Source organism: Lewinella sp. W8 (assembly GCF_004375085.3).
Taxonomy (GTDB): domain Bacteria; phylum Bacteroidota; class Bacteroidia; order Chitinophagales; family Saprospiraceae; genus Neolewinella.
The window spans coordinates 13709-37888 of record NZ_SNAQ03000015.1; the positions used below are offsets into that span (position 1 = coordinate 13709).

Here is a 24180-nt window from a genome sequence, read left to right on the forward strand (position 1 = left end):
GTGCAATTGGGGCCCTCGGCCAATCGGCCAAACCTGACGCCGGTCCCCGAAATCTTCGGGGCCGTTGCCCTTTTCGACCTCGCTAGGCTCGCCGCGGCTATTGCGCCTCCACTATTCGACCCACCCCGGCAAGACGCCCGGCTGAAAATTCCAGAGCAAGGGTAAGATGAAATACCCCACGAGGGCGATGATGAGGATAGAGATCAGGTTCAGCCGTAACCCGGCCCGCACCATATCCGGAATGGTCAGGTACCCCGAACCGAAAACGACGGCATTGGGGGGCGTAGCTACCGGCAGCATAAAGGCACAGGTGGCGGCCAGCGTGGCGGGCACCATCAGGGTGTAGGGATGAATCCCCAGGGGGATAGCCGCGGCGGCCAGCACGGGCATCAGCATGGAGGTGGTAGCCACGTTACTGGTCACTTCGGTCATGAAGTTTACCGCGGCAACGACCACCAGCGTTACCACGAAAAGCCCTACCCCGTCGGGCACCGTGAGGGAAGCGGCGATGTAGTCCGCCAGTCCACTGGCGGCAAAACCCGCCGCCAGCGCAAAGCCTCCCCCCAACAGGAGTACGATTCCCCAGGGCAGCTTGACCGCTTCCTTCCAACTCAGCAAGGGGCTCCCATTATCCTTGCCCGGTAACAGAAACAGGGCAAAAGCACCGGTCATACCGATGACCGTATCGCTAATTCCCGGAATGAGGGGGGCCAGGATGGATTTCCGGAAGATCCACCCCAGGGCCGTCAGCACGAAAACGACGAGCACCTTGATCTCTTCGGTGGTAATGGGCCCCAACTCTCGCTGTAATCGGCGGATTTCCTGACGACCACCAGAAAAGCCCGTTGACCGAAACTTGAAGGCCACCCGGGTCAGGTATACCCAACAAATGAATAACAGGACCAGAGAAATGGGGAACCCCAACTTGAACCATTCCATGAACCCGATGTCCACGCCGTACACGGTTTCAAGTTGTCCGACGAAAACCATATTGACGGGGGTACCGATCAGGCTGGCCATCCCGCCAATGGAGGCGCTGTAGGCGACGGCCAGCATCAGGGCCTTGCCAAAAATGGCGTTCTCGTTTTCTTCGGTGTTGGGGTCATCCTTCAACTGAGCCGCAATGGCCATGGCAATGGGCAGCATCATCACGGAGGTGGCCGTATTGGAAATCCACATCGACAAAAGTGCCGTTGCCAGCATGGCCCCGAGAATGATCAACCGCAGGTTGGAGCCAATGAGGTAAATCACCCCAAGCGCAATGCGGCGGTGAAGGTTCCACTTCTCGATGGACATGGCAATGATGAAGCCCCCCAAGAACAGAAAGACCAGGTAGTGTCCGTAGGGAGCCGTGGCCTCCGCCGTTTCCATGGCCCCCGTCAGGGGGAACAAAACGATGGGCAGCAGCGCCGTAACGGCAATGGGAATAGCTTCGGTAATCCACCAGACGGCCATCCAGGCCGTAACGGCCAGAACGGCGGTACCGGCGGCCGGCAGGCCTTCCGGTCGAACGAAGGCGAGAATCAGGGCAAAGAGCAGGGGGCCCAGGACCAGGCCGATACGTTTGGTGTCCATTCGGGGGAATTCTCTCGGAGTAAAAACCTCCGGAAGGTAAGTTATTCCCCGCGAAGCGTGTTGACGGTAAGCTCTTCGAGCAATTGGCTCGTCTCCTGCATGGCCCGCCGGAGATCTACGCCCGGCATCTCCAGGAGGGCGGCCACGCGGTCCAGCCCCAGTTCCTGGCGCTCCGACTCCGTCAGGGAGCTGCCCCCTCCCAGCGCAATCACCCGCTCTACCCCCGCCGTGCGGGCCCGTCGGGTAACGCCGCTTATCACCTTACCGCGTACCGTCTGATGATCAATGCGGCCCTCTCCGGTAATGACCAGATCCGCACCCCGAAGCTGCTCTTCCAGCCCCAGCAAGTCCATCATCAGGTCAATGCCCGGCACCAACCGACCACCCAGAAAAGCCACGATGCCGGCCCCCAGTCCGCCGGCCGCCCCGGCCCCGGGTAAATCGGCCACCGCAACGTCCAACCAGTGGTTGATCCGACTGGCGAAATGCCGCATGTTCCGCTCCAGTTCCGGAAGATCCTCAGGACTTGCCCCCTTCTGGGGAGCGTAGGTATAGGTAGCGCCTTCGGGACCCAAAAGTGGGTTATCCACGTCACAAACGGCGGTAAATTCCACCTCCCGGACCAGGGGGTTTACGTCCTTCTGGTCGATCCGCACGATCCATTCCAGCGAATCTCCCATGGGCACGAAGTCGTGCTCCTTATCCCCGAAAAACCGGTAACCGACCGCGGCGGCCATCCCGGCACCTCCGTCGTTGGTGGCGCTTCCGCCCAGAAAAAGATGGACCTGGCGGACACCCCGGGCCAGCGCATCCTCAATGAGCATGCCCACCCCGATGGTCGTGGTGTTTCGGGGGTTCCGGAGTTCCTCCGGGACCTGCACCAGTCCACAGGCCTCCGCGATTTCGATAAAGGCCATCCCGTCTCCCAGCAAATAATGGGCCTCGACGGGCGTGCGCAACGGCCCGGTAACGGTTACCCGTCGGCGCTGCAATCCCAGCAAATCTTTTAACAGGCTCAGGGAGCCATCGCCTCCGTCGGCAAGAGGCTGCTCGATGATTTCCGCATCGGGGTACACCCGTCGCACCCCGCGCCCGATGGCGCGGGCGACCTCCCGGCCGCTCAGGCTACCCTTAAACTTATCCGGAGCGATGACCACCTTCATGGCGGAATTCTTTGTGGGCCCTAGAGTTCCCGGATCCAGATGTTTCGGTAGGAAACCTTATTGGAATGATCCTGCAGCACGATGCTCCCATCATCGTGCGCCCGGTAGTGGGGCAAGCCGATATATTCGGTGGGGCCTTTGAGCTCAAAATGGTTCTGTACCAGCACGCCATTGTGCAGTACCGTAACGTAGGCCGGCCGAACGACCATGCCGTTTGTATCGAAGACCGGAGCATTAAAGATGATGTCGTAGCTGTTCCATTCTCCCATCGGACGGGTTGCGTTAACCAGCGGTGGACTTTGCTTATAGAGGGAGCCCGCCTGCCCGTTGGTATAGGTATCACTGCCGTGACTTTCCAGCACCTGAACCTCGTACCGTTCCTGTAGGAAAACCCCACTGTTACCGCGTCCCTGTCCTTCCTTATCGGGTTCGTTGGGGCTGCGCCACTCAATGTGCAACTGTACGGAGCCGAATACCCGGCGGGTTTTGATGGCTCCCGCACCGGGCTTGACCGTCAGCGTATTACCCTCCCGGGTCCACTCCACGGGACCACCACCGTTGGCACTCACCCATTCGGCCGGATCAGCGTCTTCGCCGAGCAGAATGATGGCATCACTGGGGGGAGTATTCACGTGCTCCCCGGCCTGAACCTTCGGGGGGACGGGCGTATAGTATTCGGTAGCCTTGGGGTCCGTGATCTGCCCCTGAAGGCCAGCGGCAAAAAAGAGAAGAATAAGGGAATAGCAATACTTGATCATGTGGCAAAATTTACGGCCTAAGGTAGAAAACTGATGGGCATTTTACTTAAAAAGCACGGGGTCAAGACGGAAAATAGGAAGCCATATCCTTACCGAAGCGGGAAGGACAGCACCACAAACAGGATCGGGCGAGTCCAGCTCGCCCGATCACCAGTAACAATTCTTTTCCCGTCGGGGAATTACACCATCAGACGGATGGGGTCTTCCAGCGTGGCCTTCACGTCGTTGAGGAAGGCGGCGGCGCTGGCACCATCAACGACACGGTGGTCGCTACTCAGGGTCACCTTCATCGTTTTACCGGGAACCACCTGTCCGTCGCGGATCACGGCTTTGTCCTGGATGCCGCCCACGGCCAGGATGCAGGCGTCGGGCGGATTGATGATGGCCGTAAATTCTTCGACCCCAAACATGCCGAGGTTGGAGATGGTGAACGTATTACCGCTCATCTCCTCGGGGCTGAGTTTTTTGTTCTTCGCCCGTCCGGCCAGTTCCTTCACCTCGGTGTTGATCTGGCTGAGGGATTTCATGTTCGCATAACGGATCACGGGAACGAGCAACCCGTCCGGAATGGCTACCGCCACGCCGATGTTGACGTCTTTGTTGGCCCGGATTTTATCCTCCATCCAGCTGGAGTTGATGGCGGGGTGCTTGGGCAGGTTAACCGCACAGGCCTTGACCACGAGGTCATTAAAGCTGATCTTCACGGGAGCCACTTCGTTGAGGCGCTTACGGAATTCCCAGACTTTGTCCATGGCAATTTCCACGGTAACGTAGAAGTGGGGAGCCGAGAATTTCGATTCTCCGAGGCGACGGGCGATCACCTTCCGCATCTGGCTGACGGGCGTATCCTCGTAATTCGCCTCACCGGCGTTGAAGGCAAAGGCCGGCACGTTGGGGGCTGCGGGAGCTTCCGCGGGGGCAGCGGCGGGGGCCGGAGCTGGCGTGGCCGCAGGTGCCGGGGCCGCAGGCTGAGGAGCAGCGGTACTGGCCTGTTCGACGTCGCGCTTAATGATGCGGCCACCTTCTCCGCTTCCGCTGATGGAGCTCAGGTCAAGACCGGCTTCTTTGGCCATCGCGCGGGCCAGCGGACTGGCCTTTACCCGATCGTCCGTAGCCGGAGCAGCGGCGGCAGGTGCCGGGGCAGGTGCCGCGGCCTCGGAGGCTTTGGCGGGTTCGGAAGCGGTCTCGGCGGCGGGGGCTTCTTCCGCAGCGGCGGCACCATTGCTGCCACCTTCGGCCGCGGCCAGGGCGGCCTTCCAGTCTTCACCTTCCTCTCCGATGACGGCAATTATCCCGTCAATGGGTACTGCGCCTTCCTTCACGGCAATATGCAGCAGGACGCCCTCAAAGTAGGAGTCCAGCTCCATGGTCGCCTTATCCGTTTCCACCTCCGCAAGCGTCTGGCCGGGTTCGACGGCATCGCCTTCTTCAACGAGCCAGTCAACAATATTTCCCTCTTCCATCGTGTCGCTCATGCGGGGCATGCGAATTACCTCGGCCATAATTGTATTTTTGGGTGTGCGGCAGCCGCCGCAAATTCTTGGGTGATTTGGGGCGGCAAATTTGCCACCAATTTATCGTAATTACAAGACGCTAGGGAAACAGTATGCCCCGACCATTGTTTTAGCCGTTATGCAATTCTCTTCCAAGCTCATCGAGGATGCCGTGAATGCTTTTGCCGGATTACCCGGAATTGGCAAGAAAACCGCGCTCCGTTTAGTCCTCCATTTAGTCCAGCAACCCACCGTAGACAGTGTGGCCTTCGCCCGGGCAATTGCCACCATGCGGGAGAACATTCAGCACTGTACGGTGTGCGGCAACCTGAGCGATCAACACATTTGCACCATCTGCCGGGACGAGCGGCGGGATCCGAGCCTGATCTGCGTCGTGGAATCCATCCGGGACGTCATGGCCATCGAGGATACCCAACAATACCGGGGGCGCTACCACGTGCTCGGAGGCGTCATTGCCCCCATCGAGGGCATCGGCCCGGCGGACCTCAACATCGATACCCTACTGGAAAGAGCCAAGCATCCGGACGTGCAGGAGATCATCATGGCCATCAGTCCCACCATTGAGGGCGACACCACCATCTTCTACATCAATCGCCAACTGCAGGACGTGGACGTATCCGTCAGCAACATTGCGCGCGGCGTATCCTTTGGCGGTGAGCTGGAATACGCCGATGAGGTTACCCTGGGCCGGAGCATTGTGGCCAGAACCCGCCTGTAAAGACGAGGTTTCGTTTCCCGGCATCCCGGCTGAATACCAGGGTTGCTTGGCACCTGCGCGCAGCGCCCAGATAATTCGTCCCGAGCCCCTAGACAATGCCGTTGTTGACGGCGTAGAGCACGAGTCCCGCCAGATTGCGTGAGCCCGTTTTTTCCTGCAGGCTTCGGCGGTGCCCCTCCACCGTACGGACACTGATGTACAGCTGATCGGCAATTTCCTTACTGGTATATTCCTGGCAAATCAGGGTGAGCACCTCCAGTTCCCGGTCACTCAGGCGGGCTTTGAGCATGGTTCGCGTGCCCCCCTGACCGTTGCGCGCCCGGTTACTTTTTAGCAACGCCTGGGAAACGTAGTCTCGGAAATACACCCCATCCTGAGCAACCCGGCGTACGGCCTGGATCACAACTTCGGGGTCTTCATCCTTGAGGAGAAATCCGTTGGCCCCCTGTTGCATCAGGTGATTGATCAGGCGCTCACTCTCGTGCATGGTCAGCATGATGACTTTGACGTCCGGGTGAGATTTCCGAATTTGCTGGAGCGTAGAAATGCCGTCCATAACGGGCATTTCCACGTCAAGGATGACGATATCCACCGGCTCAAAGGCCAGGCGGTCAAAGAATTGTTTGCCGTTGCCAGCTTCAAAAACAACCCGGAAGTCAGCTACTCCCGAGAGGATCATTTTCAGTCCTCCACGGAACAGCTTCTGATCATCAACGATGGCAATTCTTACATTTTTAAGGCTCATACTTGGGTTCTATTTAGTTCGAAGTGCTTTCCTGAGTAATCGGTAAATCAATATTCACGGAAACGCCCTGGCCCGGAGCGGCACGGTAGTCTACCGAGCCCCCCACCAGAGAGATTCTGCTTTCAATGTTTTTCAGTCCTAGTCCTCCCGTGGAGGTTCCACGCTCGGGCATTTCAAACCCTCTGCCGTTGTCCTGATAGGCAAACCGGAACCGGTCCCGCAGCCAATCAGCGTGGACTTCGATCCGCTTCGCCTCCGCGTGTTTGATGGTATTGTTTAGTAGTTCCTGCAGTACCCGATAGAGGGCAATTTCCTTTTGCTCGGGCAGCCGTTTGTTCACCGTGGCGGTGAAGTCGACGGAAACTCCTCCGCTATTATTGAGTCGGTCACAGAGATCCTCTGCGGCCGCGATGAAGCCGAATTTTTCCAATTCAGCCGGTAACAAATCGTGGGTTATCCGGCGGGTATTCTGGATGATTTCATCAAGAATATTCAGTGATTCCTGTCGGATCTCTTCGTTTCTCCCGGCATCACCCCCCGCCTTCATCTGCCGCAGATACAATCGCGCGGCGGTGAGGAGGCTGCCGATATCGTCGTGAAGGTCACGGGCAATGCGCCGGCGCTCGGCTTCCTGCACGTCCACCGCAGCCGCCAGCAAGGCCTGCTGGTGGCGGATTTCCTCCTGCTGCATCTGCCGATGTTGGGCCAGGAGCCTTCGCTGATACACCACAAAAAAGACGACCAGGGCAACCGCTAGTAAAAGCATGCCAATGATACTGCCCAATACGGTGGTCAGTGGAAACGCTATGTTCTCAATCTCTCCCATAATGCTAAGGCAATATTCACCACGGCCAATTCGCAAATGGGGGAAGAGGTGCTATCTCGAGTAACTCGGGAAAAGGTAAGCCCGTTCCTGATTCCAATACTAGTGACAAAGTAAGTAATCTATCCGACATTGGCTTGGAGTTTTTTTCCTGACCGGACCCAGAATGCGACGCCGTAGACCAGATTCACGATGATGTTGAGAATGGAATGAACGGAGTACACTGACCAAAATGTCAGGGCGTCATTTTTGAGCACGTCCGTCATCAGAAATACGATGAAGTTGCCGGAAAAATAGATGGTCAACACCGCACTGATCCAGAACAGCGGCTCGCGTTCAAGCCGATCTATCTGCAGCTTTTGGAGCAACTGATAGAAGTAGTAAAATATCACGCTGAGCATCAGTACACTCTGGGTGGTTCTCACCGTGGTATTGAAGTTAAATACCCCATCAATGAAGAGCGCATTGATGATCACCAGCCCAGTGAATCCCCCCAGAATCCACTTCAACCAGCTCAACTTCCCCGCCTCCCGAAACACCGAGCGGTAGGCCAGCAACAGCAAGACGGTTTGCGCCCAGGTAAAGAGATGCAGCAGGGGCAGGTTGTTCCCGGTGATCTCCAACTGTTCAATGATTAACCGATAGATAACCAGCACCAACTCGGTTACCAAAGACAGCGCCACCAGATAAAACACCATGCGCTGACTCCAGTCGTGCCGACGGAAGGTGAACCACCCCAGCAGGAACGGGATAATGACGGAGTAAGAGGAAGCATTTCTAAACCAGTCCATCCAGGGTTCCATAAGCTGGCCATCTAGGGTTGACTTGTGCCCGGGGAGCACAAGCGTTAGGGGTTTTGCGGAGGAATGGGTTGGCTGAAGTCGTAGTAACTCGTATCGTCGTCCTCGTCCGCCAAGCGTTTCTTGCGGGGATCATCCCCCACGTCAGGCTTTACCTGCAGCACCGGACGGAAGCTGAAGGGGTGGGTGCTGACGCTGATACCGCGCCCCAGGTGAACGTAGACCCGGACGGGGTTGTCCCCAAAATTCGCGATGGACTTGGTGATCTCCTGGCTCTCCTGGTTGGAGAACCGGTAGGCCTTCACCCGCCGCCCCAGCATGTAGGCATTGGACTCAAACGGTACGCCCAGGTCCTCGTGTCTCGTTTCCAGCCAGTGGTGAGCAAACAGGAAGGCCGCCGCTCCGGAGATGGCGTCTGGCCCGCTCTCGATGGACTCGTTCGGATTGGTGGGAAAGGAAGGGTCAGCGTCCCATTGGAGTAAGAAGCCGTTGGTATACTGATCGGAATCCTGGTCCCGGACCTGTAAGATGGGTTTGAAGTGGGGATCTTCGGGAGCAAACTCCCCGTCGTATCCCTTTTCCAGACCCAGATATACCAGGTAGTAGGGCGTACCCTTCAGAGATTTTGTCCGGCGCTTGAGTTCCTTAACCTGCTTGTGGTCCAGGAAAAAGCTAACGATACGTTCGGTTTGGTTCTCTGCTTGGTCGTAGGCGTAGAACAGGCCCGGCAAGTCTTCCGAGCGACAGCGCTGCCAGCGTTTTGAGAAACCCTTGAAGTCATTGGAGTCAAGCGACAACTCCTTCTTTTTTTTCTTCTTCATTCCTTTTGTGTTGAATCCGTAACGGTGGTGCCAAACTACCGCATTCGAGGTTTAAATGCTTGTTTTCAGGTGATTAATTCTGGACCCATACACTACTTCATCCGTAGGAAAGCTTCATCTTTCCCAGAGTGAAGTAGCATTTGACCACAAACAAGTGATTTCCCTCCCCTTAATCCAAATACATCACCGCTAAGCAGGTATTTCTACCTATTCATTCGGGGATTTACCCCCACGCCCACGCTAAAGCAGGGTGGGAAGGTCACCAGGCAAGAAAAAATTGCCCCCCAACGATTTGCGGAATCTACCCGAGGGAAAATACTAGGGATGACCCATCCCCAGGGCGCTCAGACTAAGTTCGGTGAGATAGGGTATCCTCCGGACGGGCCGCAGGGTGCCCAGGTCGGCCTCCCGGCCGAACCAGTCCTGTAGTACCCGGACGGAAAACATCCGGAAGTAGGTATACCAGCCTCCGTATTCGGCGGCGGCCCAGAGTCCGATTTCATTTTCGTACTGGTTACAGGCCAGGGGCATGGCGCCCAGGTCGCAGAAGCGGGCCGTTTCACCGTCGCGCATATTGGGCCTCACCCCCACCGAGAAGGGGCTGCCACTACCCTGTTTGAAGTAGTGCTTCCACTCTTGCCAGGGAATGTCGGTCTGGGTTTCTTCGGGGATAGCCGCGGCCCGGTAGCAGATGTACAGTCCCGTAGCCGTAGCCGTGGGTTCCAGGCGACATCGGTTGGTAGAACTGAAGGCCGCACAGGGCAAGCGGGATTCCTGGTAATGCAGTTCATCGCGAATGTAGGAAGTCCAGTCGGCCAGGGTGGCCCGGGAGTAGTCGGTGCCGGCGTATTGGTCGTACAGGCGGAGGGCGTAGGTGGCCGCGGCGTTGTCGGCGGGGCGGAAAAAGTCCTCACCGGCCCGGCTCCCCAGATGCTTGTACCGCCCCCGCTGTAGTCGTTTACCGATGTGTTCCCCGACGAGGCGGAAGGACTCACCGTAGGAGTCGTTCCCGGTAGCCAATTGATAATGGCCCAGGGTGATGCCGGCGTGAGCCAGGAAAAACACCTCCCGGTCACGGTTGACGCCCCGGCCCCACTGTCGGAGGTTGTCCCGGTCGGCTACCCAGGAAGCCAGCACCCCCAGGGTGCTGTCAATGGCCGGCGCCCGCTCGGGGAGTTGGGTGCGGGCACGGTACAGGGCCTGGCTCGCGGAACTGGCCAGGAACAGGCGGTCCTCCACTTCCGCTAAGTCGTTGAGCTCAAAGAGGTCCTCCCGGTTCAGTTCCTCCAAAAGCTGGACAATTGCCCGGTCCTGTTGCACCCGAAGGCGGTCCTGGAAAAACACCGTAAGGGTGAAAAACACCAGCAGTAAACCGATCGCTCCGGGAACGAAGGCCCATGGCCGTCGGCCGATGCGCCACAACCACCAGGTAGGTATGGCAAATAAAAGGCAGAAAAGTAGTGGAGGAAGAATTCCAGTTATCGACATAACGGTTGGCGGGATACCCTTTAGGGAGTAAAACGAAAGACGTGGGCGGAAAGCGGAGCAAGCGTCAGGGAAACCGTTCCCTCCACTAAATTGGCGTCGGCAGCGTCCCCCAGTAAATCCGTAAACGTATATGGTTTGGCCGGATCCAATCCCACGACCTCCAGGGCACTGGGCGGTACGGCCAGCTCCAGCGACTGAGGAGCATCGTCGGCAAAGTTGGTCACCACCAGGACGACCTCTCCCTCGGTGTACCGGAGAAAAGCATACTGCTTATCGGTATATCCCGCACTGTTCACCGCCCGGTTGTAGGGATGTAAATCCAGAAAGTCTCCCCGGGCCACGGAGGGCAGTTCCGTGGACAGACGCAGGAGCGTCCGGTAGAAGGCACGGAGTTGCCGCTGCTCTTCACTCAGGCCACCTCCGTCGAAAGCACCACCGTTTACCCACTTGAGGTGTTCGGGCACGCTCCAGTAGTCGAACATCGTCGTTCGGCCGTCATCCCCGCCGAAGCCACTCGCCCCGAGGGCGGGCTCCCCGTCTTCCTGGCCAAAGTAGACCATGACCGGACCGGTATACCAAAGCGCGCTGACGGCCATGGCCGGGATGGCGTAGCGCGGGTCTCCGGAAAAGAAGCGGGAGGCGATGCGTTGTTCGTCGTGGTTCTCCAGGAATCGGAGCAGGTGCTTGTTCTGCCCCTCGAGGGCCTTCCACACTCCGGGAAGGTTATCCGTACTGCCCGAGCCCGTCATCAGGTGGCGCAGCGTATCGTATAGCTGCACCTTATCGTACAGGTAATCAAATTTTCCCTGCGTGAGGTAATCATCGTACCATTCCGGCACGTAGATCTCCGCCAGAAAAATGATGTCCGGATTGACGGCCTTTACCTGAGGGATGGCCCAGCCCCAAAATTCGTAAGGCGTAAACTGCACAAAGTCACAGCGAAACCCATCCACCCCGCGTTCGGCCCAGTAGGTGAGGATTTCCAACATTTGGTGCCAGGTTCGGGGAATGGGCTCAAAGTGCTTGGCCTCGTCATTATCCAGGTCCAGGCCATAATTCAGCTTGACGGTCTCAAACCAGTCGTTTACGCTAGGCTGCGGGGTCATGGCGTTGTTGCCAGAAACCTTGGCCGGATTTTCCGCGAAGCTTCCGTCCTTGGTCGGGAAGGAATAGTCGCCGAGGGGGACGTACCCTTCGGGAACCCGGAAGGACTCCCCGGGCAGATAGTAGAAGTTATTGTTGGGGGAGAACCGCACGGAGGTGTCGTCTTCTGCCCCCAGATCCACCACTCCCGCCGGCTTCTTGTCCGAATAATAGTCGCGGGCAACGTGGTTGGGGACAAAGTCGATGATCACCTTCATATCCGCCGCGTGGGTCCGCTCCACCAGTTCGTCAAACTCTTCTAGCCGGCGGTCCACGTCAACGGCCAGATCGGGATTGACGTCGTAGTAATCCTTGATGGCGTAGGGAGAGCCCGCCCGCCCCTTGACGACGTCGGCGTCATCCAATCGGATACCGTATTCCCGGTAATCGCGAACGACGGCGTGCTCCAGTACGCCGGTATACCACACGTGAGTGTAGCCCATATCGCGCAGGGCCTCCAGGGCCCGTGGGGTAAAGTCCGCAAATTTGCCGACGCCATTTTGTTCCGCCGTTCCGTAGACAACGTTCGACGTATTCTGGTTTCCGAACAGACGGGTGAATACCTGATACACCGCAATCTTTTCCAGCTTGTCGGGTTCGCGCAAGACGTTGTCCGTAATTAAGGTATCCATGGCTTCGTCTTCGGGGGCATTTCCACTACAGGCGGAAAAGAGTAGCACCAGCAGTAGAGCAAGAAATCTTGGATCATTCATTTTGGTATCGACGGGTAGGCTCCAAAGCTACGGAAGTCCCCTCACTTGGCCGGAGCGGCGAGAGATCATGGAGGCGGGTACAACATTTTGGGCGTCCATTCAGAGTTCCTCGGCTTTCGGGGGCGTCGATGCCATTAGCGGGCGACGGAGCGCAGGTGCAGGGTAGTTCGCTTGAGCAGCCGGGGTACCCGGCAGTTGACGCGGGGAACGGAGAACTGGAAAGCAAAACCATTACGACCGGCTTGCGGAGCAAGTCTTTTCCGGGGGGCTCCTTCTTAGTCTTAGCCTTCTCCTCAGTTTTACGACCGGCTTGCGGAGCAAGCCTTTTCCGGGGGACTCCTTCTTAGTCTTAGCCTTAGCCTTCTCCTCAGTTTTGCGACCGGCTTGCGGAGCAAGCCTTTTCCGGGGGCCTCCTTCTTAGCTTTAGCCTTCTCCTCAGCCTTAGCCAGAACACCTATCTTCGCCGCATGACCAACGTTGACATTGCCCGCCACTTCCGTGAACTTGCCCGCCTGATGGAATTACATCAGGATAATCCGTTCAAGATCCGGTCCTACAACAATGCCTACAATAAACTGCGTAAAGACGACCGGCCGCTGGCCAGCATGACCGAGGAGGAGCTTCAGCAACTGGACGGCGTGGGGAAGGCCATCGCCGGAAAGATTCACGAGCTGGCCACTACGGGTGCCATGGCAACGCTGGAGAAGTGGCGCGAGCAAACGCCGGAGGGCGTCCGGGAAATGCTGAACATCTCCGGTTTCGGTCCCAAGAAGGTCAAGGCCGTCTGGGACGGACTGGGCGTGACTTCCATCGGGCAATTACTCTACGCCATCAACGAAAACCGGCTGGTCGAACTGAAGGGTTTCGGGGCCAAAACTCAGGCCTCCCTGAAGGAGAAACTGGAATTTCATCAGCGTAGTCAGGGACAGTACCACTACCGCACCCTGGAAAAGCCCGCCCGCGAACTTCTCGCTGCCCTAAAGGAAGCTTTTCCCGACGCCCGTCACGAACTGACCGGTGCCCTGCGGAGGGCCTGCCCCACCCTGACCCACCTGGCCGTACTGACCACCGCGGCACCCGCGGCGATCGCCCAACTGGACAATCTTGTCGTTTCGGGGCAAGAAGAGCACCTCACCCGGGGATCCTATCAGGACTATCCCGTGACCATCCATCACTGTGCGGCCGAGAACTTCGGCTCAAAGCAGTTTCGGTTCACCGGCTCCGGGGAGTTCCTGCGGGCCTTCATTGCGGCCTTTCCGGAAACCGACTTTACGGGACTAACCGAAGAGCGGGCGGTTTTCGACAAGGTCGGCGCCACCTATCTCCCCCCCGAACTCCGGGAATCGGACTGGGGGCTGAATCTGTCCACCACCGATCGCGTTCCGGAGCTCCTGGAAGTCACGGACATCCGCGGAGTGGTCCACAGTCATTCCACCTGGAGCGACGGCATTCATTCGCTGCGGGAAATGGCGGAGGCGGCCCGTGATCGGGGGTACGCCTACCTGGTCATCACGGACCATTCCAAAGCCGCATTTTACGCCAACGGACTTGACGAAGGCCGGGTACGCGAACAGTGGGCGGAAGTGGACCAACTGAACGAAGAGCTTGCTCCCTTCAGAATTTATAAAGGCATTGAGAGTGACATCCTGGCCGACGGTAGCCTGGATTACCCCGACGAGGTGCTTGCGGGCTTTGAAGTGGTCATCGCTTCGGTTCACAGTAACCTGAACATGACGGAAGAATCGGCCACCGAGCGACTACTGAGGGCAATTGCGAATCCCCACACGACCATTTTGGGCCACCCTACCGGAAGACTCCTGCTCAGCCGCGCCGGATACCCCATTGATCATACCCGGATTATTGATGCCTGTGCCGAACACGGGGTGGTGATTGAACTGAACGCCAACCCCTATCGGCTGGACCTGGACTGGACCTGGATTCCCTACGCCATGGAACGGGGGGTACCCATCAGTATCAATCCCGACGCCCACGCTATGGGCGGAATTGATGATATCCGGTTTGGCGTGTTGGCCGCCCGGAAGGGGGGACTGACGAAAGCGGCCTGCTGGAATACGAGCGATGCTCCCCCATTAGGGTAATTAAGCAATAGAGATGTTGGGGGAGGAACAAGAATTATGACCTAATTCCCTGACAATCAAACACCCCCAAATAGACAAAGCAATAATCCATCTTCCCCTTCATGGAGCGGAGCAGGATATGCGAATTCGATGCAAAATTCTCTACACCAGAATTAATTGCAACTGTATCGACAGTATTAAAAAAGCCGTAAAACGTACAACAATGCTTTTCTGTTCATTGGCCTCCGTCATTTAAATCTCAAATTGGATAAGTCTGTTTTCCGAGCGACAGTTGACGCCAAAATCCCGCAACCACCAAGCAGCTTCTTTCATTGGTGCTACGTTCTTCCGAGTGCCCACATAAAACCATTTTGAGACAACATTTGCCGGGGCAACATTTGACCCGCATGGTCTTTGGGGGCATGGCGGATTCTCCGCTGTTGCACACCTTTATTTCTTAAATCCATAATTATATGCGACGAATTAAACTCCTTAGTTGGGTGCTGTTGCTTTGTGGTATTGCCACGCTGCACGCCCAAACCATTACCGGTACCATCACCGATGAATCCGGGGAAGGATTGATTGGTGCTTCCGTACTGGTTGCTGGTACCACCACGGGTACCGTCAGTGACCTTGACGGTAACTTCACGCTCAATCTTCCCGCGAACGCCGAGCAACTGATTGTGACCTACACTGGTTTTGACACCAAGGAGGTTATGCTCACCGGCGCCACTTCCTACGATATTGTGCTGGCCGAAAGCTCCACCACCCTCGAGCAGGTGGTAGTCACGGGTTACGGTACGCAGACGCGCCGCCGCCTGACGACCTCCATCGCCTCGGTGGGGACGGAAGCCTTTGAGAACGTACCCATCACCAACTTTGAGAATGCCCTGCAGGGTCGACTCCCCGGGGTAACGATCAACTCCAACTCCGGTACGCTGGGTGCCCAGACCTCCGTACGCGTGCGCGGTGTCGGCTCCATCAACAGTGACAACCAGCCGCTGTACGTAGTGGACGGGGTAATCATCAACTCCAACATCGAGGGTTCCCAGTTGGGTGGCCCGGGTACCAACCCCCTGGTAAACATTAACCCCGCCGACATCCAGAGCATCGACGTACTGAAGGATGCCGCCTCTGCGGCCATCTACGGTTCGCGTGGCTCTAACGGTGTAGTGATCATTACCACCAAGTCCGGTAACTTCAACCGTCCCGCCCAGGTGTCCGTAAACCACCAGACGGGTTTCACCGACCCTACCAACCAGTACGAACTGCTTTCCGGCCCTCAGTACGCTGAGCTCTGGAACCGCGCTTTCCTCGCTGGCGGTGGCGACCCTAACTCCTCTGACCTCTACGCTGACCCCGCTTCTGAGCCCGACGCCCAGTGGTTGGACCGCGTGACCCGTACCGGTCTGCTGAACGAGACCAGTGCTAACGTTTCCGGAGGTACTAACGACCTGGCTTACTTCATCGGCGGTACTTACCGCAACGAAGAGGGCTGGGTAGAAGGTACTGGTCTGGAGCGCTACAACATCCGCATCAACCTCGAGCAGAAGTTGGGTGATAAATGGCGCGTTGGCCTGAACATCAACCCCTCCCGTACGGTCAACACCCGCCAGAATGAGGACAACAACGTAGCTTCTCCGCAGACCTACGCTGCGCTGGCTTTCCCCAACCTCGACCCCTTTGACGAGAACGGTAATACTCGCGGTGGTATCCTCCGCACGAGCACGGGACGCGCCCAGTTTGCCGGTTCTCCACTAATCAACATCGAAGGACAGGACATCTCGCTGACGTCTAACCAGGTGATCGCCAAAGCTTTCGTTGGTTTTGAGCCCATCCCCGGCCTGAAACTGAACTCTTCTTTTGGTACGCAGTACCTGACGCTCCGCGACAACCAGAAGTCCAGCTCCCTGACCACTGACGGATTCGGTTCCGGAGGTACGGGTTCGGCCAACTTCCAGGAAGTACTGAACTACACCTGGGACAACACGGCATCTTATCTGTTCGCATTTGGCAACTCTGAGCTTGACCTTACCGCTGGTTTTTCCGTGCAGAACGAGGAGACCAACACCCTGGGCGTAAACGGTAACACCTTCGCCGACGACCGCCTGCTGACGCTGAACAGTGCCGCCGAAATCACCGGTGGTGGTGGCTTCAACACCCAGTTCCGCTTCGTGGGCTACTTCCTGCGCGGTGTGTACTCGCTCAACGATAAGTTCTTCGTGAACGCCAGCGTACGTCTGGACGGTAGCTCTCGCTTCGGTTCCGACAACTACTACGGGGTATTCCCCGCCGTGTCTGCGGCCTATGACCTGGCCCGTGATATGGACGGTGGTCCCTTCAAGCAGTTGAAGATTCGTGGTAGCTACGGGGTAACGGGTAACGCCGGTATCGGCAACTTCGACTCCCGTGGTCTGGTGTCCTTCGGCAACGACTACAACTTCATTCCCGGCTTCCTCCTTTCTCAGCTGGAAAACACCGAACTGACCTGGGAAACGGCCCGTACGGTAGACGCTGCGGTGGACTTCGAGACCACCAACGGTTTCCTCAGCGGTAGCATTGGTTACTTCATCAAGACCAGCACGGACCTGCTGCTTGACGTACCCCAGCCCCAAACGAACGGTATTTCTTCCCTGACGGTGAACGCCGGCGAAATTCGCAACCAGGGTCTTGAATTCCTGCTGGACTTTAACCTGGTTGACCGCCCGGACTTCCAGTGGACTTTCAACGTTAATGGTGCTACCCTGGACAACGAAGTGCTCCGCCTGATTGACAACAACGGTGATGGCGAAGCCGACGACATTACGGAAGGTCGTGCCCTGGTACGTGAAGGAGAGGCCATTGGCTCTTTCTTCCTGACCCAGTACGCTGGTGTCGACCCCGCCAACGGTGACGCCCTGTTCATTGACGCGGAAGGCAATACCACCAATGTTTTCCCCGGAGGTGACTCTCGCATCGTTGCCGGCAACCCGCTGCCCGACCTGACTTACGGATTCGGCAGTAACCTGCGCTTCAAGGATCTGGACTTCAGCTTCCAGTTCCAGGGTGCCGTTGGTCACCAGCTCTACCTGAGCGAAGGCCGCTTCGTGGAGAACAACCTCGGTGCGACCTGGAACCAGCGTACGACCCAGTTGAACGCCTGGACGCCCGACAACACTAACACCAACGTGCCCGAGGCTCGTCGTCGTAACAACGGTGGCCAGCACTCTACGCGTTACCTCTCCGACGCCGACTACCTGCGTCTGCGTAACGTTCAGTTGGGGTACACTTTCCGGAACATCGGTCAGGGCAACACCAACCTGCGCCTGTACGTGAGCGGTGCTAACCTGCTCACCTTCACCGACTTTGCCGGTCTTGACCCCGAAGCCAGCGGCCAGGACGTAAATGGTTTCCGCCAGGGTGAAATTTTCTTCAGCCGTCCGCAAACCCGCATCCTTTCCTTCGGATTCAACCTCAACCTTTAATTGAAAAAAGATTTGCAACCATGCAAAAACTGAAATTATACCTACTGGCCGGCCTGGTAATTTGCCTCGCCTCCGCCTGTACGGATTACCTGGAGACGCCCCAACCGGCACAATCTCTACCTTCTTCCGCTGCCTTCTCTGACGTAGCCGGTCTGCAAACTGCCCTGATCGGTGCCTACGAAGCCGTTCAGCGGTCTGACTACGGTGCCACGGGCACGTCCATCAACGCCAACGTACTTTCCGATAACGCCGAGTGGCGGGGATCTTTCCCGAGCTACATCGACATGTTCAACCGGGAAATGACGGCCTTCAACGGCGAAGCCGGTGGCATGTGGTCTAACGCCTACCTGTCCATCAACCACACCAACCTGGTGCTGAACGGTGTTGCCACCATCGATGACCCCGCCCTGACGGCTGATGTCGCTAACCAACTGCGCGGCGAGGCCCTCTTCCTCCGCGCACTGGCGCACTTCGAACTCGTACGCTACTTCGGCAAGCCCTGGAGCAGCAGCAGTGCCAGCGACCTGGGGGTCCCCATCATGCTGACGCCCGTGGCCAATACGCCGGACATTACCTTCCCCGCCCGTAACACGGTAGAGGAGGTGTACAACCAGGTGATTGCGGACTTCACCGAAGCGGCTAACCTGCTGCCCGCCACCAACGACGCTGGCCGGGCTAACAGCACCGCCGCTACTGCCTACCTGGCCGAAATTGCCTTCCAGCAACGTGACTACCCCCGTGCCGCCACCCTGGCACAGCAGGTAATTGATGCCGGATACACCCTGACGGCTTCTCCCGAAGAACCGTTCTTCAGCGAGGGAACTTCCGAGGAAATCTTCGCCATCATCAATACGGCTCAGGACAACCCCGGCGTGAATGGCTCTCTGGCCACCTTCCACCACATCAACGGTCGTGGTGGTGACGTGGTCGTTTCCGAAGACCTGCGAAACAACGGGTACCTGGCCATCATCACCGACGAACAGATGATGGAAGCCGAAGCAGCCGGTGATACGCTCATCGACCTGCGGGCGGCCCTGCTGACGTCCAACGGCATCTTCAACGTAGAGAAGTATGAAGACTTCACCAATAACGCGGACGATAACGTCCTGGTGCGTCTGGCTACTTACTACCTGATGCGGGCCGAAGCACTGGCCCGTACCGACGGCATTAACCAGGAAAGCATCGATCTGCTGAACACCATCCGCAACCGGGCAATCCGCCGGGTTGACGCTGATGGTGTACAGGGTGACGCCAGCGACATCGTTTCTTACGAAGCCGATGATTTTGCTGACGCCGACGAACTGATCGAGGCCATCATCCTCGAGCGCCGCGTAGAGCTGGCCTTCGAGGGCAACCGCATTCACGATTTGCGCCGCCTGCAGCGCGACGTTCGTGGCGTTTCCTGGGACGCTGACGTACTGGTGTTCCCCATCCCCCAGCGGGAAATCGACGCCAACGACCAGCTCGTACAGAACCCCGGATACTAATCCGGCCTAATCGATTCTATCGGTTCAACGCACCCCACTTCCGTTCGCGGAGGTGGGGTGCTTGCGTTTTGTGGCCTCCTTTACGAAAATCAATTTTTGGGCAACAAGTGCAGGATGCCAACTTTATTTCCCGGGGGGCCGTGACCAGGGAGTACGTTAAAATCCGGGCTTTGGGCACCCGTAGCCCCCACCAAAACCTTTATATTGGGTAAAAGCTGAACCCGATCAAACGTTTCTTCTCCATATTCTTCCTGCTCCTGCTTCCCGGCCTGAGCCTGTTGGCTCAGATCATGGGCTATAAGGACAGTGTGGAAGTTCACCGGATTGACACCATCTACTTTGCGTTTGGGAGTGCTGAAATATCGCCCGCAGCCCTCAGCGTAGTACGGCAGTTGGTCCAGGATCGCCCCGATACCCTCGAGCTCTACCTGGAAGGTCATACCGATGCCGTGGGCTCCTACGGCGCCAACGACAAACTGGCCATGGCCCGGAGCCAGAACACCCTCTCCGCCGCCCTCCAGGAAGGATGGCCGGCCGGGTCGGTGGAAATTCGTCACTTCGGAGAGCGGCGACCGGTCATCCGGACCAACGAACGGGAGTGGCGCAACCGCCGGGTTCTCCTTCGGTCGGGGCTCCCCCGACGCTACGCCCGCTTCCGGGGTCTGGTCGCCGACGAGCGGGGCCTGCCCCTCCCGGGCGGGGTCGTTGCCCACGGCAGGTATCTGGAGGATACCGTCCGCGCCGGCAACGACGGCAGCTACGAGATCTGGCTGCCCGTGGACGAGGCGGTCCGACTGGACGTCTACGCCGAAAATCACTTCTTCAAGAGCCACGAACTGACGTTAAAGGAGGCCTCAACACCGGAGCCCCTGGTCACCCGGCTGGCCGCCGCTGCCCCCGGCAGCAGCATGGACGTTCCCGACCTCTATTTCGTCAGTAATCGCACGGATCTACTGGAAGCCTCCTTCCCTACCCTGCCCCGTCTGTTGCAGTTTATGCGAACCAGTCCGGAGCTGTCCATCGAGCTTGCCGGGCACGTCAACAGCCCCGGGAGCCGGAAGGGTCCCGGCAGTTGGCAATTTACCCTGGCCGAAAATCGCGCCAAACTCATCCACGATTACCTCATCAAGCGGGGCATTTCCCCCGATCGCCTCCGGTACCGCGGCTACTCGAATTACGAAATGGTGTTCCCCCGGCCGAACTCCCCCCAGGAAAAGCGCGCCAACCGACGGGTGGAAATCAGGATTTTGGATAAGCGGAGTTAGGGTAATGGGTAATGGGTAGTGGGTAGTGGGTAGATATCACGGAAAAGCGGCTACTCCTTATTTTTTTCCGATTGTTCGACGTGCTCGAAGGACTGCGCAGTAAACCCGTACGCCGAGCGCTCCTCGTAGCCGTCGAGTGCAACGAGCTGCTCCGAGGCGTCGCGGTATGGCAGAATCCATTCCCTAACCAATCCTACCATTTGCTACCAAGCGCGAAGCGCGCACTACCAAGCGCATTGCGCCTCTACCCACTCCCCCGGCACCTGCGGCCCCTCGCCCAAATCTTCTACCGCAAAAGACTCTTTACCAAAAAAGGAGGAGGAGGGCTCAACTTTCCGGCTTTGTCGTAGGTTTGCCACCCGCAATCCTGAATCAGATTTATGATTACCGTCATTTCCGGCACCAACCGATCCGGCAGTCGTACGCTCCTTTTCGCCAATTACTTTCACGAGTTGTTGATCAGTAAGGGCGTGGAGAGTCAGTTGCTGGACCTCACCAAACTGCCCCTGGGCGACTTCATTCCGGAGATGTACAGCAGCAAATTCATCGCCCCCGAATTGAAGTCTATTCAGGAGCGCTACGTTCTCGGTGCACAAAAACTAGCTATATTCGTGCCCGAATACAATGGAAGTTATCCCGGTGTCCTGAAGTTATTCATTGACGGAATCTCCGTAAATGAATACCCCAAGAACTTTAAAAACAAGGCAGTAGCCCTGATTGGAGTTGCTTCCGGCAGAGCCGGAAATCTTCGCGGGATGGATCACCTGGGCGACACCATTGCCCACATGGGTGGTTGGGTGCTGCCCAACAAACTGCCCCTGAGCAGCGTTGAACAACTTCTGGACGATCAGGACAGATTGGTGGACGCTGACACCATTTCGGTTCTGGATAAACACGCCAATCAACTCATCGCCACCGATATTTCTGCATAGCACCTTGTCATAATCCCCCTCCATGTCTAAGAATTTACTTATCGTTGAGTCTCCCGCAAAGGCCAAAACAATTGAAAAAATACTGGGGAAGGATTACACCGTAAAATCCTCCTTTGGGCACGTTCGTGACCTTGACAAGGGAGACGGTGCCGTGGACGTTGAGAAAAATTTCAAGCCCAAATACGTCGTCTCTCCCGAAAAACGTAAAGTGGTCAAGGAGCTGAAGGCCGCCATGAGTAAGGCCGACGAGGTTTGGCTGGCCACGGACGAAGACCGCGAAGGAGAGGCCATCAGCTGGCACCTTTGCGAAGTCCTCAAGCTCCCCGTCGACTCCACCAAGCGAATCGTTTTCCGGGAAATCACCCCGCCGGCCATCAAGGCGGCCATCAACAACCCCCGTCGCGTGGACGTCAATCTGGTCAACGCCCAGCAGGCCCGCCGGGTACTGGACCGACTGGTCGGCTACGAACTCTCCAACGTCCTCTGGAAAAAGGTCAAGTTCGGCTTGAGCGCCGGGCGGGTGCAGTCCGTTACGGTAAAGCTCGTCGTAGAACGCGAGCGGGAAATCATGAACTTTGAGGCTAAGCCCTTTTTCCGGGTAAACGCCATCTTCTCCGTCCGGAACGAACAGGGAAGGACCGTGCTGCTGAAGGCGGAAAGTCCGGACCGCTTCGACGACAAGGCCGGAGCCGAAGCCTTCCTGAAGAAGTGCATCGGAGCGGAGTTCAGCATCACGGACATCGAAGTAAAGCCCACCAAGCGTCGCCCCGCTCCCCCCTTTACGACCTCCACCCTGCAGCAGGAGGCCAGCCGGAAGCTCTACATGAACGTAGAGCGGACCATGCGGGTGGCCCAGCGCCTGTACGAAGCGGGTTTGATTACCTATATGCGTACCGACAGCGTCAACCTTTCCGAAACCGCCCTGGCGGCCATCGAGAAGGAGGTGAAGTCGGCCTTTGGCGATCAGTACAGTCAGGTCCGGCGCTACAAGAGCAAGAAAAAAGATGCCCAGGAGGCCCACGAGGCCATCCGCCCCTCCTACATTGATCGCCACACCATCAACATTGGCGACCGGGACGAACAGCGCCTCTATGAGTTGATCTGGAAACGGACGATCGCCAGTCAGATGGCGGACGCCCAGCTGGAGAAGACTACCGTCAACATTGGAGTATCCACCGTTCCCGATGCCCGCCTGCGGGCCCAGGGAGAAGTCTTGAAATTTGACGGGTTCCTCAAAGTGTATCTCGAAGGAAAGGACGACGACGATAGTGACGAACCGGAAGAGGGCATCCTGCCTCCCCTGACCAAGGGGCAAATCCTTCCGCTGGCCGAGATGACCGCCACCCAGCGGTTTACCCGTCCGCCAAGTCGCTACACCCAGGCCAGTCTGGTAAAAAAGCTGGAGGAACTCGGCATCGGGCGTCCCTCTACTTACGCACCGACCGTATCCAAGATCATGGACCCCAAACGGGGCTACGTGACCAGCGAAACCCGCGAAGGCGAAGAACGACAGTATGATGTACTAACCCTGAAGGGCGGGGACATCACCACGGAGACCAAAACCGAAATTACCGGCGCGGTCAAAAACCGCCTTTTCGCCAGCGATATCGGCATGGCGGTATCTGACTTCCTCGACGAACACTTCGAGGACGTGATGAACTACCGCTTTACGGCGGATATTGAAGACCTGTTTGACAACATCGCCGAAGGGCAGATCACCTGGACCCAGATGTTGGAGGACTTCTACCATCCCTTCCACGAACAGGTGGAGGACACCACGGAAAATGCGGGCCGGGTTTCGGCTGAGCGCATTTTGGGTAACGATCCGGAAACGGGACGGACCATCCTGGTGCGGCTGAGCCGCAACGGTCCGGTGCTGCAACTCGGCGCTCCCGATGAGCTTCTCCCCGACGAGAAACCCAAATACGCCAACCTGCCACAGGGAATGAGTATGGAGGCCGTGGATCTGGAAACGGCTCTGCCCCTCTTCGCGCTCCCGAAAGTACTGGGTGAAGTGGAGGGCCGGGAAACCGCCGTGGGGATCGGCCGCTTTGGCCCCTACGTACGCTGGGGAGAGACCTTCGTCAGCCTCGACAAGGGGGAAGACCCCCACTCCGTCACCATGGAGCGGGCAAAAGAACTCATCGCCGCAAAGAAAAAGGCGGATGCGCCCGTGATGACCTACAAGGGACTGGACGTGACCCGCGGCAAGGGCCGCTTTGGCCCCTTCCTGAAGTGGAACGGCATGTTCATCAACATCCCGAAGCGGTACGACCCGGAAAACCTCACCAAGGACGAAATGACTGAGCTCATTCAGGCCAAGGAGGAAAAAGAAGCCAACCGCTACATTCAGCGCTTCCCCGACGAAAAGATCGACGTGGAACAGGGACGCTGGGGGCCCTTCATTCGGTTCAAGAAGAAATCCGTCAAGATTCCCAAAAACGACAAGGGAGAACGGATCACCCGCGAAGAAGCCGCCGAACTTAGCCTGGACCAGGTTAAAAAGTACATTGAGTTGGAAATTCCCGGCGCCTTTAAAACCAAGAAAAAAGCCGCGACCAAGCGGAAGAAAAAATAATTAGTCGGTTGGTGTTTTAGTAAGTTAGTCTGTTAGTCTGTTAGTCTGTTGGTCATTTGGAAATTCAGACCCTTTGTCCAAGTGGAGGAGCTAACGGCCCAACAGACGAAAAGAC

The 24180-nt window shown here is 57.5% G+C and carries 17 protein-coding genes; 7 read left to right on the top strand and 10 right to left on the bottom strand.

Annotated features, from left to right (window positions below):
• Positions 1–111: 111 nt before the first annotated feature.
• From E1J53_RS16180 to E1J53_RS16195, 4 genes are all read right to left on the bottom strand, one after another.
• Complete coding sequence (locus E1J53_RS16180) at positions 112–1575, bottom strand: DASS family sodium-coupled anion symporter (protein WP_134273546.1); 1464 nt, start codon at positions 1573–1575, stop codon at positions 112–114.
• A gap of 41 nt (positions 1576–1616) precedes the next feature.
• Positions 1617–2738: a glycerate kinase gene (locus tag E1J53_RS16185; protein ID WP_134273545.1), complete on the bottom strand. Its 1122-nt coding sequence runs from the start codon at positions 2736–2738 to the stop codon at positions 1617–1619.
• 20 nt (positions 2739–2758) lie between these two features.
• On the bottom strand, positions 2759–3496 hold the full coding sequence (locus E1J53_RS16190; RefSeq protein WP_134273544.1) for a DUF1080 domain-containing protein: 738 nt from the start codon (positions 3494–3496) through the stop codon (positions 2759–2761).
• Positions 3497–3675: 179 nt separating this feature from the next.
• Positions 3676–4998 carry a pyruvate dehydrogenase complex dihydrolipoamide acetyltransferase gene (locus E1J53_RS16195; protein ID WP_134273543.1) on the bottom strand — a complete coding sequence of 441 codons (1323 nt, stop codon included), beginning with the start codon at positions 4996–4998 and terminating at the stop codon, positions 3676–3678.
• A 130-nt stretch (positions 4999–5128) separates the two neighbouring features.
• Between E1J53_RS16195 and recR the strand changes: the two genes are divergently transcribed.
• Entirely contained in the window at positions 5129–5728 is a 600-nt protein-coding gene (gene recR / locus E1J53_RS16200; protein WP_134273542.1) for a recombination mediator RecR, read from the top strand.
• Between the two features lie 88 nt (positions 5729–5816).
• Here recR and E1J53_RS16205 read toward each other — a convergent pair whose 3' ends face one another.
• The 6 genes from E1J53_RS16205 to E1J53_RS16230 all read right to left on the bottom strand — a co-directional run bounded on the left by E1J53_RS16205 (position 5817) and on the right by E1J53_RS16230 (position 12261).
• On the bottom strand, positions 5817–6473 hold the full coding sequence (locus E1J53_RS16205) for a response regulator transcription factor (RefSeq protein ID WP_134273541.1): 657 nt from the start codon (positions 6471–6473) through the stop codon (positions 5817–5819).
• 13 nt (positions 6474–6486) lie between these two features.
• The gene (locus E1J53_RS16210; RefSeq protein WP_173021525.1) at positions 6487–7239 is read right to left on the bottom strand and encodes a sensor histidine kinase; all 753 of its coding nucleotides are present in this window, start codon (positions 7237–7239) and stop codon (positions 6487–6489) included.
• Between the two features lie 179 nt (positions 7240–7418).
• Entirely contained in the window at positions 7419–8099 is a 681-nt protein-coding gene (locus tag E1J53_RS16215; RefSeq protein WP_134273539.1) for a hypothetical protein, read from the bottom strand.
• Between the two features lie 44 nt (positions 8100–8143).
• Positions 8144–8917: a hypothetical protein gene (locus E1J53_RS16220; RefSeq protein ID WP_134273538.1), complete on the bottom strand. Its 774-nt coding sequence runs from the start codon at positions 8915–8917 to the stop codon at positions 8144–8146.
• Between the two features lie 318 nt (positions 8918–9235).
• Complete coding sequence (locus tag E1J53_RS16225; protein ID WP_134273537.1) at positions 9236–10405, bottom strand: hypothetical protein; 1170 nt, start codon at positions 10403–10405, stop codon at positions 9236–9238.
• A 20-nt stretch (positions 10406–10425) separates the two neighbouring features.
• Entirely contained in the window at positions 10426–12261 is a 1836-nt protein-coding gene (locus E1J53_RS16230; RefSeq protein WP_134273536.1) for an alpha-amylase family glycosyl hydrolase, read from the bottom strand.
• A 467-nt stretch (positions 12262–12728) separates the two neighbouring features.
• Between E1J53_RS16230 and E1J53_RS16235 the strand changes: the two genes are divergently transcribed.
• From E1J53_RS16235 to topA, 6 genes are all read left to right on the top strand, one after another.
• Positions 12729–14360, top strand: a complete 1632-nt coding sequence (locus E1J53_RS16235; protein WP_134273535.1) for a DNA polymerase/3'-5' exonuclease PolX — start codon at positions 12729–12731, stop codon at positions 14358–14360.
• 452 nt (positions 14361–14812) lie between these two features.
• Complete coding sequence (locus E1J53_RS16240; protein WP_134273534.1) at positions 14813–17803, top strand: TonB-dependent receptor; 2991 nt, start codon at positions 14813–14815, stop codon at positions 17801–17803.
• Positions 17804–17823: 20 nt separating this feature from the next.
• A complete protein-coding gene (locus tag E1J53_RS16245) occupies positions 17824–19290 on the top strand; it encodes a RagB/SusD family nutrient uptake outer membrane protein (RefSeq protein WP_134273533.1) in 1467 nt (488 codons plus the stop codon).
• Positions 19291–19580: 290 nt separating this feature from the next.
• Positions 19581–20555, top strand: coding sequence for an OmpA family protein (locus E1J53_RS16250; protein WP_134273532.1), 975 nt, complete (start codon positions 19581–19583; stop codon positions 20553–20555).
• Between the two features lie 380 nt (positions 20556–20935).
• Complete coding sequence (locus E1J53_RS16255; RefSeq protein WP_134273531.1) at positions 20936–21487, top strand: NADPH-dependent FMN reductase; 552 nt, start codon at positions 20936–20938, stop codon at positions 21485–21487.
• A gap of 22 nt (positions 21488–21509) precedes the next feature.
• Positions 21510–24065 carry a type I DNA topoisomerase gene (gene topA, locus E1J53_RS16260; protein WP_134273530.1) on the top strand — a complete coding sequence of 852 codons (2556 nt, stop codon included), beginning with the start codon at positions 21510–21512 and terminating at the stop codon, positions 24063–24065.
• The last annotated feature ends 115 nt before the right edge of the window (positions 24066–24180 follow it).